Source organism: Cytobacillus gottheilii (assembly GCF_018582665.1).
Taxonomy (GTDB): Bacteria; Bacillota; Bacilli; order Bacillales; family Cytobacillaceae; genus Cytobacillus; species Cytobacillus gottheilii.
On record NZ_CP071709.1, the window covers coordinates 1,615,593 to 1,629,781 of the forward strand.

The 14,189-nt window shown below is 47.5% G+C and carries 19 protein-coding genes; all 19 read left to right on the plus strand.

The window, feature by feature from the left end; translation table 11 throughout:
• Positions 1-50 precede the first annotated feature (50 nt).
• The 19 genes from J1899_RS08000 to J1899_RS08090 all read left to right on the plus strand — a co-directional run bounded on the left by J1899_RS08000 (position 51) and on the right by J1899_RS08090 (position 14,058).
• On the plus strand, positions 51-452 hold the full coding sequence (locus tag J1899_RS08000; protein WP_214478338.1) for a sigma factor-like helix-turn-helix DNA-binding protein: 402 nt from the start codon (positions 51-53) through the stop codon (positions 450-452).
• Positions 445-810, plus strand: a complete 366-nt coding sequence (locus tag J1899_RS08005; protein WP_214478339.1) for a hypothetical protein — start codon at positions 445-447, stop codon at positions 808-810. The genes J1899_RS08000 and J1899_RS08005 overlap by 8 nt, the downstream gene beginning before the upstream one ends.
• 88 nt (positions 811-898) lie before the next feature.
• Positions 899-1,606 carry a DNA-methyltransferase gene (locus J1899_RS08010; RefSeq protein ID WP_214478340.1) on the plus strand — a complete coding sequence of 236 codons (708 nt, stop codon included), beginning with the start codon at positions 899-901 and terminating at the stop codon, positions 1,604-1,606.
• A gap of 335 nt (positions 1,607-1,941) precedes the next feature.
• The gene (locus J1899_RS08015) at positions 1,942-2,373 is read left to right on the plus strand and encodes a helix-turn-helix domain-containing protein (RefSeq protein ID WP_214478341.1); all 432 of its coding nucleotides are present in this window, start codon (positions 1,942-1,944) and stop codon (positions 2,371-2,373) included.
• Positions 2,374-2,699: 326 nt separating this feature from the next.
• Entirely contained in the window at positions 2,700-2,819 is a 120-nt protein-coding gene (locus J1899_RS08020) for an anti-repressor SinI family protein (protein ID WP_214478342.1), read from the plus strand.
• Positions 2,820-3,540: 721 nt separating this feature from the next.
• The gene (terL, locus tag J1899_RS08025) at positions 3,541-5,247 is read left to right on the plus strand and encodes a phage terminase large subunit (RefSeq protein WP_246586614.1); all 1,707 of its coding nucleotides are present in this window, start codon (positions 3,541-3,543) and stop codon (positions 5,245-5,247) included.
• Between the two features lie 18 nt (positions 5,248-5,265).
• On the plus strand, positions 5,266-5,700 hold the full coding sequence (locus tag J1899_RS08030; protein ID WP_214478343.1) for a phBC6A51 family helix-turn-helix protein: 435 nt from the start codon (positions 5,266-5,268) through the stop codon (positions 5,698-5,700).
• Between the two features lie 13 nt (positions 5,701-5,713).
• Entirely contained in the window at positions 5,714-7,306 is a 1,593-nt protein-coding gene (locus tag J1899_RS08035; protein ID WP_214478344.1) for a phage portal protein, read from the plus strand.
• Positions 7,306-8,175, plus strand: a complete 870-nt coding sequence (locus J1899_RS08040; protein ID WP_214478345.1) for a phage minor capsid protein — start codon at positions 7,306-7,308, stop codon at positions 8,173-8,175. The genes J1899_RS08035 and J1899_RS08040 overlap by 1 nt, the downstream gene beginning before the upstream one ends.
• A gap of 87 nt (positions 8,176-8,262) precedes the next feature.
• Positions 8,263-8,943 (plus strand): phage scaffolding protein, encoded by a 681-nt coding sequence (locus J1899_RS08045; protein WP_214478346.1) that lies wholly within the window; start codon positions 8,263-8,265, stop codon positions 8,941-8,943.
• Positions 8,944-8,999: 56 nt separating this feature from the next.
• Complete coding sequence (locus J1899_RS08050; protein ID WP_214478347.1) at positions 9,000-10,085, plus strand: SU10 major capsid protein; 1,086 nt, start codon at positions 9,000-9,002, stop codon at positions 10,083-10,085.
• Complete coding sequence (locus J1899_RS08055; RefSeq protein WP_214478348.1) at positions 10,086-10,310, plus strand: hypothetical protein; 225 nt, start codon at positions 10,086-10,088, stop codon at positions 10,308-10,310.
• A 12-nt stretch (positions 10,311-10,322) separates the two neighbouring features.
• A complete protein-coding gene (locus tag J1899_RS08060; protein ID WP_214478349.1) occupies positions 10,323-10,706 on the plus strand; it encodes a hypothetical protein in 384 nt (127 codons plus the stop codon).
• Positions 10,707-11,054 (plus strand): hypothetical protein, encoded by a 348-nt coding sequence (locus J1899_RS08065; RefSeq protein ID WP_214478350.1) that lies wholly within the window; start codon positions 10,707-10,709, stop codon positions 11,052-11,054. It begins immediately after the preceding gene.
• Complete coding sequence (locus J1899_RS08070) at positions 11,054-11,482, plus strand: HK97 gp10 family phage protein (protein ID WP_246586615.1); 429 nt, start codon at positions 11,054-11,056, stop codon at positions 11,480-11,482. The genes J1899_RS08065 and J1899_RS08070 overlap by 1 nt, the downstream gene beginning before the upstream one ends.
• A 1-nt stretch (position 11,483) precedes the next feature.
• Complete coding sequence (locus J1899_RS08075) at positions 11,484-12,116, plus strand: hypothetical protein (RefSeq protein ID WP_214478351.1); 633 nt, start codon at positions 11,484-11,486, stop codon at positions 12,114-12,116.
• A 5-nt stretch (positions 12,117-12,121) separates the two neighbouring features.
• Entirely contained in the window at positions 12,122-13,168 is a 1,047-nt protein-coding gene (locus J1899_RS08080; protein ID WP_214478352.1) for a phage tail sheath subtilisin-like domain-containing protein, read from the plus strand.
• Between the two features lie 18 nt (positions 13,169-13,186).
• Positions 13,187-13,612, plus strand: coding sequence for a phage tail tube protein (locus J1899_RS08085; protein ID WP_214478353.1), 426 nt, complete (start codon positions 13,187-13,189; stop codon positions 13,610-13,612).
• Positions 13,613-13,662: 50 nt separating this feature from the next.
• Positions 13,663-14,058, plus strand: coding sequence for a phage tail assembly chaperone (locus J1899_RS08090; RefSeq protein WP_246586616.1), 396 nt, complete (start codon positions 13,663-13,665; stop codon positions 14,056-14,058).
• The last annotated feature ends 131 nt before the right edge of the window (positions 14,059-14,189 follow it).

Genomic DNA, 14,189 nt, shown 5'->3' on the forward strand with positions numbered 1-14,189 from the left:
TGCCGATATTATAACGCAAAGCGACGGATTAATACAAGGGAGGCGGATAAATGGGAACGGTAAAAATCGACACACACGCAAAGGAGCGCACGCTCGAATCGAAATACCCGGCGCTAGATAACGCAGACGGCTTGCGCATCCTGCTCGGCGACTATCACGCCTTGCTCGAACGCCAATATGCCGGCGATTACGACGCGGTTGTGATTCTAGCCGACCTGACAACGGCGATTGAACGCGCAGGCTTGACGGATCGACAACGCGAAGCATTGCGCCTGGTTTACGAGGAAGATTTATCGCAAGTTGATGCGGGCGACATGCTCGGCGTCAGCAAACAGACGGTCAATCGGCTGATTAACGTAGCGCTTGCGAAAGTTGCGCGCGTGTTCGAAAAGTGGGCGAGGTATGGCGAAGGCTACAGCTTAAATAACGGGGAGGAATCATCGAATGACTAACGTTGAATTTAACGAGAAAATTAACGAACTATGGACGCGAACAAAAGCCGGCAATCTGCCGCGTGACGCCCGTTTTAAGGCAATCGAAGCGCTGACGGACCAATACGTCGAGGCGACCGGCAAACGGCCCGACAGTGGCGCGCTCGACCGGCTGGCGACGTTGTGTTTGTACGAGGAAGTGACGGACGACGACCGCATGAAGATACGTAATAATGAAGCGCCGATTATGAGTGACCGTCAAATCGAGCGAAGGGAAGCCGATCAAGTATCGTTCACAATGGCGGAGGAAGTCGGCACGGACGGACGAGATTATCGGTCACAGACGCGGCAAAATCGAAAAAAGTTGCGCAAATATTGACGGAATGGCTTACTTTTGGCGGAAATTTCACCCTTATATGTGAGGGCGCTTTTGCTAGCGCTAATTTAGCGAAAAAGGAGACGGTTAAATGACGAAAGAAATGATCGGTAGTTTAGAGTTGAACCGGATATACCAGCGTGATTGCATCGAGGGCATGCGTATGCTGCCTGATGAGAGCGTTGACCTAGTAGTGACAGACCCTGCATACCCTTGTATAAGCGGAGGCAGGAAGAAGAACGCGGGTCAGCCTAGTGGAATACTACTGAAGAATGATGGCAAAATTTTTAACTACAATGAGGTAGATATGAAAGATTGGATGACAGAGGTTTATCGGGTGTTAAAGACAGGATCTCATTTTTACACAATGACTAATGTTTTGAATTTACAAAAAATGTTGAATATAGGCGTGGAGTTAGGGTTTAAGTTGCATAATATCCTTATTTGGAAGAAGAACAATGTAACACCTTCGCAGTACTATATGAAAAACGCAGAATATATTCTATTTTTCCGGAAAGGTCGTGCTAAGTATATCAATAATATTGGAACGAAAACCGTTATAGAGTTAGACAATGTTAGAAGTAGAGAACATCCGACACAGAAACCGGTTGAATTAATGCGGATTTTTATTGAAAACTCGAGCAATAAAGACGGTACGGTACTAGACCCGTTTATGGGTTCCGGCACCACCGCAGTAGCTGCGGTCTGCACCAATCGTAAGTTTATCGGCTTTGAGCGCGAGCAGGAATACGTTGAAATCGCAAATAAACGGCTGGACAACGAAGAAATTCCGCAATAATGGCTTACTTTTACGTTGTTTTGTGGTTATACCTTATAGACGAAAGTTTTAACGCTCGCATCCATTGCGGGCTTTTTATTTTGCGATTTTTAATTTAACGGAGGCGATTTAAGTGAACGATTTTTACTGCTATTCAACGACGCTAATGCACTTTCTTAAAGCGAGCGGCCTTCGCTACAAATATACCGCGCTACACAAGCGCACAGGCAACCGTATGTGGGTCTTTGACCGTACCGACGAACTAAGAGGCTACCTTGACGAATACGACGCGAGAAAGGCGTCTGCGAAAGCGCATTAGCACGCGCTAATTAGTGAACGAAGGAGAGCGATAGTAAATGAGCGAACAAAAGCGAGCATTACCGTTTGAGACAACGAAAGGCTTTGCGGCATTGCCGGCAGCCGTCTGCATGTATTACGTTAGGCATCCGAAGTTTAATCCGACAGCCGAGCGCGTTTATCGGTATTTATTGCAGCGATATAATGCCGACTATGGTTACGCCTGGCCGAGCTGGAATTCGATCATGCGCGAAACGGGCATCGGGTCGAAGGGAACGGTCAGCAACGCGTTGAAGGCGCTGGAACACCTTGAATTGATTAAGCGCGTGACGCACGAGAATGACCACGGCTGGGACAACAACTGCTACGTATTTATTGCGCCGATTGAGGACGAAGGCGATTTCTATCGCAAGTTTGGCGAAGAGTTGGCGAAAAAGTATGCGAAGAAAGATAGCGCGCAGGCTACACCGGACATGGCCGATTGGTTCTGACGGTAGGTAGTACGATTTCTGTACCGCCCTAGTACGATTATCGTACTAGGGGTAGTACGAAAACTGTACTCTATATATCTTTACTAATATAGCCTTATTAATAAATACTTATAAACATTGCGCATATATTCGCTAACGCTCATATATGACGCTATTAATTATTGCATGTATTTTATCGCATAAAAAAGAGCGTAAGCGATAAGGAATAACAAAGAGATACACGCCGGTACGATTTCTGTACCGGGTAACTTTCGCCACCTTATCCGTTGCCCTTTTCGCCTTCCTTGCGCTATAATAAACGCATAACCAACGGAAGGTGTGACGCAATGGATGACGAATGGATGGCGCTAATGTACGAAGCTATATCGCTAGGATTGACACCGGAAGAAGTGCGGAAATGGATCGAAGAGAATAACGAAGGCAGCACCGCAGAAGGCGTCCAGTAGGGCGTCTTTTTTACGTTGTGGCACACGCTGTTGAATCGGCAGGACTGCGTACATTTATATAAGAAGGAACGCGGTATGGATTGCGTATGGCTAGCGACAATGTGCAACGCATAATATCAGCGAGGGGCCGCCAGCGAAAGCGCCTTGCCAAAACTCAGGGGGTCCTGCGCTAATACTTCACCGCAGTAACGCGACGCCATGCAGGATCGTATACATTTTCGCATGATTGACGCTCTATTCGCGTATGCATTTATTCCGGGAAATAACGGATGTATACGTTTTGTAAACAGCGCTATATCAACGATGTATAAAATCGTGCATAACCGATAATACGGGGCAGTCGGTAAACGTAGGTATGGCGCGGTTTGTGAAAGTCAAGAGGTTCCGATAGTTACTATTATGTAAACTAGAAATGTATGACGTATACATCGTTATACAGACGTTGGGTGTATACGCCTGTATAGATATGCACGTCGGTTCAACGTAACTTCAACGTATTAAAGCGTTAATAGGCGAACAAACGATCGACTTTCGACTTTTTTTGTCGAAACCCCCAAGCCGGCCAGCCAAATTCGACAAAACAGGCGTTAAAAACTACCGCACAATTTTTCGAACTCGGGGCGTCGGCATTTTCGCAAATAAAACGCAAAGGAGGCGATGTCTTATCGCATATATCAACGGAACGTGGCTCGACAGACCAGCGCGCCAGGAACGTATTGACTTGCTCGCAGAACGCGTACGCAAGCTGGCTGCGGCGATCAAAGCCGGCAAGGCGACCGATTATCATATCGATACTTTCCGACGCGATAAGGCGGAGCTGACGCGTTTAAAACGAATACATCGCGCGGAAGTCGACATGCTGTACTTCTTTTACGAATATTTTTCGGAAGCGCGCAATCCCGGCAATCCCGACAACCTCGTGCCAACTGCGAAAGTGGACATGGAGCAAGCGCCGGACTTTCACGCCAAGCTATCGCGCATCCTTGACTCGGTATCTAACCGCAATAGAACGGCTCGTATCGCATGGGCGGCCTCGCGTGGACACGCAAAGTCGGCGTACCTGTCGAACGCCTTTCCGGTTCATGAAATCGCGTATCGCAAGCGTAAAATGATTCTTATAATTTCGGAAACAAACGCCGGCTCGAAGAAGTTCATCAAGTGGGTCGCGGGCCAACTGAAATATAACTTAAAGCTGCGCGATGACTTTGGTGTTATGCTACACGAACAGAAAACGCGGAACGAAAAGGACAGCGAAGAAGCGTTCTTGACGACGACCGGCATCAAGATGGAAGCAACGTCGCTCGGAACGCAAATCCGTGGTTTCCGTAATGGATCGCAGCGTCCCGACTTAATCTTGCTGGACGATTTGGAGTCGCGGGACTCAAACAACACGCCAGAGCTGCGTCAAAAAGCGAAGGACTGGCTGAACCAGGACTTAATGCCGGCGTACGATCCAACGCAGACCGCCGTTATTTTTATGGGAACGCTGGTTCACGTAGACTCGCTTTTAAACTATGTACTAACGGAGCGTCGCGACTTCATTAAGAACAAGTTTCCGGCGATTATCGAATGGCCGAAGCGTATGGATTTATGGACGGAGTTCGAGCGCATTTACAAGGAGTACGAGCCGACCGGCGAAGAACTTGCGGAAATGGAAAACGCAACAGAGGAAACGCCAACGCCTAACGCGCGTGCTGCCATTCGGTTTTACGAAGCTCATCGCGCAGAAATGGACGAGGGCGCCGACGTTTTATGGCCCGATCGATTTCCGTTGACGCATCTGTTTCTCGAAAAGGTGAACTACGGGTCGAAAGCGTTCAATACGGAATTTATGAATAATCCACTCGACGAAGAATCGCAAATATTTCATCCCGACCGGTTCAAATATTACGACGACGGGCAGCGATTCCCTCACTCCGAGTATTACTTCGGCATGGGCATTGACTTCGCGATGGGTAAGCAAAAAGGCGACTACTCGGCGGCTATTACTGTCGCTAAACATAAGCTGACGAAAAAAATATACGTAATCGATGCGTTTATCGAGCGTCTGCATCCCGACAAGTTTCTCGATGAAATCACGAGAAGGGTTGGCAAGTTTCAACCGGACCTTATCGGAGCGGAATCGCAGATGGCGCAGGAATTTTTCATCGACGAATTGAAAAAGCGGCTCGAACACATCGGATACCCTGCGCATACACGCGTCAAAAAGATTCAGCAACGACAACGCAAGGAGCTGCGTATCGAGGCGATGCTGCCCGACATAGAAAACGGCACGATTAACTTTAACGCAAGCCATTCGGTGTTAATCGAGCATTTCGAACGCTACGGCTCACGTTGGCACGACGACGGTCCCGACGCATTGCAGATGGCAATAACGGTCGTTAAGCGGCCGAAAGCGGTAATCACAGCGAAACCAAAACATATGTAACGAAAGGAGCGATACGCGATGGCAACCCCGCGACAAAGAGAACTCGAAGCAAAATTAACGGTGAATCAGCAGAAGGCAGCGCTAATGCTCGTCGAGAATGACTTGCGGAGCACTGATGAAAAGATGACGCAAGAAGAAATCGCGACCGAACTAGGGATCGACCGGTCGACGCTTTATTTATGGCGCACCCGTAATAAGAATTTTATCGATTACAAAAACGAAATTTCCGACGATTTCCTTAGCGAGCATCGAAGCAAGGTATACAGCCAGTTGCTAAAGCTGATTAACGGATCACAGCCGTCCGTCAAAGCGATTGATTTATACCTCAAACGCTTCGGCTTATTAACGGAAAAGCAAGTCATTTCGAACGACGACGGAAGCGGCACACGAAGCAACGACGACTTAGCGAAAGAACTCGAAGAATTGGACGAATTACTAAACGACGAAAAGTAGGAGGTGGCGGATTTTGCTAAACCCGTTCAGCAAACGCGAAATAGAAAAGCGCGAAGAACACACGACGGTCTATACGTATAACGCGTTTCAGCCTGGCGAAGAGTTTCCGCCACCGGCCGACCGTGAACGTATATCGCGCTATAAACGCTTGAAAAAAGTGTTTCAAAATCGGCTGCCTGAAGTATATCAGCGGGCGATCAAACTGCTCGGCGACACGCCACATGCTCCACAGCTAAACACATTGTATATCGCGGTTAATCTCGCCGATATTCTGGTTACAAAGCCTGCCGATTTGTTAGTCGGCGAGCCTCCTTCGTTCGAAAGCGGAAAGCCTGACGAAAGTGAAGAACAACAAGCGGTTAATCGACACGTCGAGGAAAACGACCTCGTAAAGCTGGTACACGAAAGCGTAATCGGCAACGGTTATCGCGGCGACTCATGGGTGAAGGTGCGTTACGGCTATCGCCAGGACTTATCGGAAGTGCGCAACCTTTTATCGCCGGAAGCATTTGCGGAATACCAAGCGCAGTTTGACGCCGAGCCGATTATCGAGCATGTCAACGCGGAATTTGTTTATCCCGAATTATCGCGCGGTAATGTGAAGTCGTACAAGGCGGTCAATATCTGTACCGTCGAATATGTCGTATCGAAACGCGAAGATGTGCCGTTTTTAAACGTCGAGCGCCACTTGCCCGGCTTTATAAAATACGAGCGTTATAGATTGCACGAATTTGAGGGCGGCATCGATAACTCGTACGGCTATCCGTTGCAAGTTTACAAGATTGGCGAACGCGTGCCGACCGGTAGACAAACAGACGTAGTTGAAACGGGCGTTCCGATTATGCTCGTGCAGCATGCGCCGTATAAATCGGTCGACGACGAATGGCAGGGAATTAGCGGTATCGAGAATATCGAAACGCTATTAACGGCTATAAACGATAGAATCACGCAAATAGACTACATCCTATGGAAGCACAGCGATCCGAACGCATACGGACCGGAAATCGAAGGCGGTCCAGAAGGCTCACAGCGACTCGGCGGCGTTTATATTCCGATTGCAGAAGGCGATGTCACGCCGGGCTACATGACGTGGGACGGCAAGCTTGACGCAGCATTTAAGGAATTAGAATCGCTAATCGCGCTAGTCTTTCAAAACTCGGAAACGCCGCAATGGCTATTCGGTACAGTCCTCGGCGACAATGCTGGCGGCACAGGAACGTCACACACGGACAGCGGCGCAATTAAGGCGAGATTCATGCCAATACTTTCGAAGGTCAAACGGATTCGTACACACTACGACAAGGTGATTCGAGATGTTCTCTATATCTGCCAACTAATGGACGTAGAGCATGGCGATTACAAATACACGCCTGTTTATCCGAAAATCAACTGGCAAGACGGCATTCCTCGCAACGAAAAGGAAATGGCCGAAATCATGCAGATTCGCACAGTCAACAAGCCGACAATCGACGTACAATCGGCAATTAAACGTCTGGATAACGTTGACGACGAAAAGGCTCGCGAAATTAGCGCGCGAATTGACAATGACGAAGTGGCGGCGAATGGAACAGTTGAAGCGAGCATTTTTAACGAGGTTAGCGAGTAATGGCGAATTTTCGCGAGATACCTACGCCAACCTACGATTACGAGATTCGCCAGCTAGTCCGTTATTACGAGCAGGCTTTGCAGTCTATCAATCTCGAACTCATGCGTTTTGATCTGACGAATATGCAACGCGCCAACATACTCGCACTTCAAGCGGACATTGCCGACATCCTAAAGGAGCTTAACGGCAATTCGTCCGACTGGATCACGAAGAATATACCCGTCGCAGTCACTGACGGCGTAGCGCTGACAATTGTTTCGATGGGCGCGGCGAGCACGTTAGAAGAGGCGCGAACAATCGTAAAGTTTAATCGACTCAATCGTGAATTGGTCCGGGCAGCAGTTGCCGACACGCAAGCCGATTTATTACAAGTCACTCAGAACGTCGAGAGGCGCGTTAGAACGGCGATAAGGCAAGTGACGGGCGAAGTATTACGGCTGAACTTAACGCAAGGAATAAACGCCACTCCGTCGCTTAGACGCGGTATCACAAACGAACTGCGCGCGAGATTAGGCGCGTCGATTGAAACGGGCATTGTTGACGCAGGCAATCGGCGATGGAAGCCGACAACTTACGTCGATATGGTCGTCAAAACGAAAATGGCGTCAGCACAGCGAGAAGCGGCGATTAACCAAGGCATGGCGGATGGTGCTTTATATGGCGTTATCAGCAGACACGGTGCGAAAGATATGTGTCGCATGTGGGAAGGGCGCGTTATTAAGTTAGTGCCGGATGCGCCTGGCGATTATCCGTATATCGGCAATTTACCGCGACGTGACATCTTTCATCCGAATTGCAGGCACGTAGTAACGCCGATTCGACGGCTAGAGTATTTGCCGGAAGAATTGCGCGAGTTAAACGGTCTTTAATCAATTTGTCCGAACGTTAAGACGTAAAAAGAAACGGCGAAGAAAACAACTAATAGTCTACTCGGACTTTAAACGTGGAGGTACGAAATGAGCGAAGAATTAAACACGCAAATCCAAACGGAAGTCGAACCGGTACAAACGACGGAAGAAACAACACCAGCAGTCGAAGAAGCGAAAACTTTTACGCAGGACGAGGTAAACGAGCTTATAGCAAAACGCCTTGAACGCGAGAAAAAGAAATTCGACAAGTTCGCAGACTACGACGAAATCAAGACGAAGGCAACCGAGTACGAAAAAGCGCTCGAAGAAAAACGCCTTGCGGAATTAAGCGAAAATGAACGCCTAGCGGAAATCGCCAAGAAGCACGAAGAGGAAAAGCAGTCGCTTGCGGCTGAACTTGAAAAAATGCGCGAAGGTGTAAAGGCGGAAAAGATTCGCAACGAATTTATTAAGGTTGCTACGAGCAATCAAATCGGCTATCTGGACGACGCTTTTAATCTCGCTGATTTATCGGCCGTGACAATCGGCGATGACGGAAAAGTTGTCGGAATGGATGAAGCCGTAAAAGCGCTCGTTGACAATAAACCGTTTCTTGTCGCAAAGAAACAGGCGCCTCAAATTGGCGAAAGTTTTAACGGAGGTTCTGAAAAGCAGGCTGAAAAGACCGCAGACCAACTATTAAAGGATGCGGCGGAGAAAGCGAGAGCCAGCGGCAGAGCCGAAGATTTAGCTGCATACGCAAAACTTAGACGTGAGTTAGGCAAATAAACGCCGGCTGACGTCTTTTTAATTTACAAAACTAACTTATAAGGAGGACATTTCGAATGTCTAAAATTTTATCAGGTGAATTAATCGGTAAGAAAGAATCGGTAGTGGATCAGCTTTTACTTTTAAACCCACATCAAACGCCATTGCTTGCGATGCTAGGTTTCGGAAATTCCGTAACGCAAGTTGAGCACAACTGGTTCGAGGATGAAATGTTTGCAGACGAATCAACTGCAACTGCAGCAGCTGACGCAATCGCAACAACTATTTCCGTTGCAAAAGGCGAAGCTTTCCGTGCTGGTCACGTTGTTAAGATCGGCGAAGAGTTGCTAAAAGTTACTGCGGTAAGCGGAAACGATTTAACGGTTACTCGTGGATATGCTAACACGACTGCAGGCGCAGTTGAAAGCGGAGCAAAGGTCGAAGTTCAATTCGTAGAAGGCGCGGAAGGCTCTGACGCTAGAGAAGGACGCTATAAGCCACGCGTTAGAAAATCCAACATCACGCAAATTTTCGACGAAACAGTGGAAATCAGCGGTACAGCTGCGGCAGTTAATTCTTACGGAATTGACGACATGTACGAGTACGAAAAGCAGAAAAAGCAACTTGAACTTGCGTTACAACTTGAAAAGGCGCTTATCAACGGAATCAAGTACGAAAATGGCGTTGTGCGTCAAATGGACGGTCTACGAAACCTTATTAAATCAAACGTATTCGACCTAGCTGGTGCGGATTTAACAATTGACGCAATTGGTGACGCGTTCCAAGCTATCTACTCAAAAGGCGGATTCAAAAACGGTCAATCTTACGAGATCATCGTACCTGCGAAGCAAAAGCGCGTTGTATCCAAGTTTGACAAAGACCTTGTTCGCGTAAACCAAGGCGAAAACACTCGCGGAACTGTAGTTAATTTCTTAACGACTGATTTCGGTGAGTTCCCTGTATCTATCAACGATAACTTAGCGGCTGACGAAGTTCTAATCGTAGACAAAAACCGCGCGACTATCCGTCCGTTACAATCTCGTGAATTCTCGCACGAATATCTTGGTAAGAAAGGTGACTACCTACAAGGAATGATCGTCGGCGAATACACGCTAGAGTTCTTCCAAGAAGCGGCTCATGCGCGCATCAAGGGGGCGAAGTAATTGGCGGTATATAACTCCAAATACCGCGAGTTAAAGTTTTACGTAGACGGAGAGCTACACGCTTTTGATGGCGGTAGCTTTTCGACTACTGACGCGAAAGTGATCGCGGTGTTAGACAAAATGAACGACGCCAAGCGCGTTGACAAACCTGAACCACAGCCACAACCGGAGGAAGTTGCGCCGAAGCCTAAACGCGCGCCAGCACGCAAAACCTCCGGAAAATAAGGAGGCGATAGTATGGCGTGGAATTTAGCGGAAGCACTCGAATATATCCAATTAAATACGCTCGATAACGAGGACTATCTCGACGCAGATGAAACGCGACAGACTGCGTTATTAAACGTCAGCAACCGAACGCTTGAACGCAAATTCAGCGGAAAAACGATACCGGATGAAGCCGTCTATTTATTTGCGGCAGTGCTCGGTGCTGCGTTTAATGATACGAATAAGTTGCAACAGCAAGGCGTCGCGGCGTTTTCGATTTCGGGCATTTCGTTTACGTTTAAAGATTGGGCGAAGCGGCCTATCGATCATTTAATACCCAGCGAAGTTTACGAATTAGTTGGCGAAGCGAACGGCGAGAAACTTGGCGGTCGTAGCGTGAAATGGACGGTGTTATAGATGCCGATTATGCCATTGAAACAAACCGTCACGATTCGTCGAGAAGGCGAAGTCGATCGGTGGGGCAACGAACTCACACCGCCGACTGAATTTACGATTAAATGTCGCGTACAAGAGGGCGCAAAGCTGACGCGTCGTACCTCGCAACAGTCGGGAGCAACGCAAGTTCTTTCCGAGGAAGTCGTTAGCTCGGCGCAGATATTCTTCGATAAATTCGCTGACATTCGATTGGACGACGAAATCCTTTACACAGACGAATCCGGAAACCAACGCACTTACGTCCCGATAAATATTAAAAGAACTCGCGGTATGAACGGTAAGGCGATGCTGACGGAGGTTGAAGTGTAATGGCGAGAGTAGGAAGAAATGCATTTCAGATCGATTTAATGCCGTTAATTCAGTTATTTGAACGGTCGCAAGAGGCGGCACAACGCGGAGCCACGAGAGCAATCAAGGATATTAAAAACGATTGGGTACGTGAAGCGGTTGACGTCGCTCCGTTAGATACCGGAAACTTACGCCGTCAAATCAGCGGTAAAGTCGAAGGGGCTGGCTTAGATCAACGTGTCGAAATCGAAGCGAACGCAATGACAAGCAAGCAATTCAATTACGCATATTACATTCACGAAGGACATATGGCGGATGCGGGCAAGAAACTACGCCATCCAGGAACGGTCGAAGAGTTTCTAAGTGAGCCTGCAGATCGTCGTGAGAGCGAGTGGGAGAAAATGCTAGAGCGAGAGATTCGCGAAGAATTAAACAGGGCGGGGTGGTAAGATGGCATCGCTAATTAAAGAAGTCGAATCAATTGCGGCTTACATTGAAAGTTTGTTTCCGACAGCGGACATTCACTATCAGCAAGTTCCGATTGAGCCTGCTGCAGACACTTTGGTAATCCGTTATATCGACACGAAAAGCACTAGCGAAAGCGGATTCCATTATCGCCTCGACCGAACGTTTCAAATCGTTTACTTTGCGAAAAATGACTTTACTTGTATGCAGCAGACCGAGTCGCTTGAACGCAAATTGAATAGCGGTTTAGTCATACCGATTTTAGGCTCCGACCGTTTTCTACGGCTGGAGTCTTTTAATTTGTCGCAACCGTTCAAAACGGAAAGCGGCACAGTATCGGCGATTATCGGTGTGCTTTCGGCTCATTTACGTGAAGCGCGTAAGCAAACTGAATTCATTAAAATCGCTCATGTTGACGCAACAACATACGCGGGAAGTGACGCGTCTACATTTGATGTCATTGAAGGCGAGAACACTCCGAATAATCCCAATGACGGTTTTACTTTCGATGCGATAGAAAACGGAGAGTCAGTTTTTAATGACATTCATAAAGAAAATGACGGATTTACATTTGATGATCTAGAAAACGGCAATCATATTTTCGGTAAAAAGGAGTGAAGTAAATGTCGTTTCAACAATGGGACCCGACGGCTCTACCGATTCGTCCAGGTCTTTATATTAACTTTAAAGAAGCAGCGAACGCTCAAATTACCGGCGGTGCTAGAGGTATAGTTGCGATTCCACTAAAAACCTATACAGGGCAGGCGACAGCTAAGACATTTTACACAATTGAGGGGGAAGGCGACGCAATTCTACTTTTTGGTCAGGCGAACATTCAATCGATCAAATTTGCGTTATCAGGCGGCGCACAGCAAGTTCTTGTTTACACGATGCCAGCCGAAGCAACTGTGACTGACTACGTAGAAATGCGCGAGGCATTCGAAGCGCGTCCGTTTAATGTGTTCGTTTTCGACGGAGAGCATGACGCAACAGAACAGGGCAACACAGCGACATGGGTTGCGGACAATCGCGAAGAGAAGAAACACTTTATGTTTGTTGCTGGCGGAAGTGTGGCCGACGATTTAGACCCAACAGTAGGAAATGCGAGATCAATCGGTTTCAGTGACGATTATGTCGTTAATTTAATTAACGGTGTAACAATTGGCGAAAACACTTATTCTAGCGCTGAATACGCACCTTTTATCGCCGGACTAGTCGCAGGTACGCCGATTAATCAGTCAATTACGTACACAACCGTTTCCGTAGACGATGTAACAAAGCGCTTGCGTAACAGCGAAATTGTGACCGCGCTGCAAGCTGGATCGCTTGTGCTCGTACATGACGGCGAAAAGGTTAAGGTTGAGCAAGGCATTACGTCCAGTAAGAAGAAAATCCGCAATATCCGTGCGCGACAAGCGGTTGCGACCGACATTGAAAAAACAGCACGTGACAGCTATATCGGAAAACTCGACAACAACGAAGATGGTCAAATGGCGCTTATTAACGCTATTAAGGCGTATCTTGAAACGCTTGAAGTCAGCAATGTCTTAACGGACATCGTTGTTAGCTTGGACCCTCAACGGGAAAGTGTCGGCGACCAAGTATTCCTTGCGATTGGATACCGTGAGATTGATTCAATGGAACGAATTTTCTTAACAATAAACGTTTAATAAAGCGAGGTGAAACGAATGTTAGACGCATCCAAAACGCTCAACGGCTCATTCGGTAAAATGTTTGACGAAAGCGGTACGTGGCTTACCAACGTAACGCAGGCGGAAGCTAATGTCGAGATCGGTAAAGAAGAAATCCGTCGTGCAGGGACACGTTGGATCGGTCACAAAACGGTCAGTTTGACGGGCAGTGGCTCAATGACAGGTTACAAGATTACAAGTGCATTTGTGAAACGAATTGCGCAAGTTGCTGATGACACACAAGGCGCGTTCATTACGGAATTAGTTATGAAGTTAGATGACCCGGAAAACCACGAAGGAAAACAGTGGATTCGCTTGAAAGGTGTACAGTTCGATTCAATTCCGTTGCTTTCATATGAGCACGGTTCAATTGTTGAAGAAGAAACGCCGTTCACTTTCAGCGGATTTGAATATCTCGATTAACTTAATAAGGCGGGCGCTTGCTCGCCTTTAATAACGAAAGGATGACGAACATGGACGCATTAGAAGCGTTATTAGGAGCAGAACTTAAAATCGAAAACGACGTTTTCATTAAACGATTAAATACACATTTTACCGTAAAGGCAATCGACGGTCAGACGATAAACAAACTTCGCGAACAGGCGACATACCACGTAGGCAAAGGTAAAAACAAACGAGCAGAAGTCAACGAGGAAGATTTCAAAGGATTACTTATCGCAACGGCTTGCGTTAGCCCTGATTTCGGCAACGCGAAATTACTCGAAAAGTACGGCGCTAAGGATGCAGGCGACTGCGTTTATAAGGCGTTACTTGCCGGTGAAATCACGCTATTACAAGACGAGATTTTACGCGCAAGCGGCTATGCGGAAGATACTGACGAGGAAATCGAAGAAGTAAAAAACTCATAAAGGCGGGCGGCGAAGCGTTAATGTTACACCGCCTTTTTCAAAATCACCACTACCGCCCTGACGAGGTGTACCAATTACCGTGGCGATACCGTAAATTTATGTATGCTTCTGAATCACTCGTTATGGAGGCG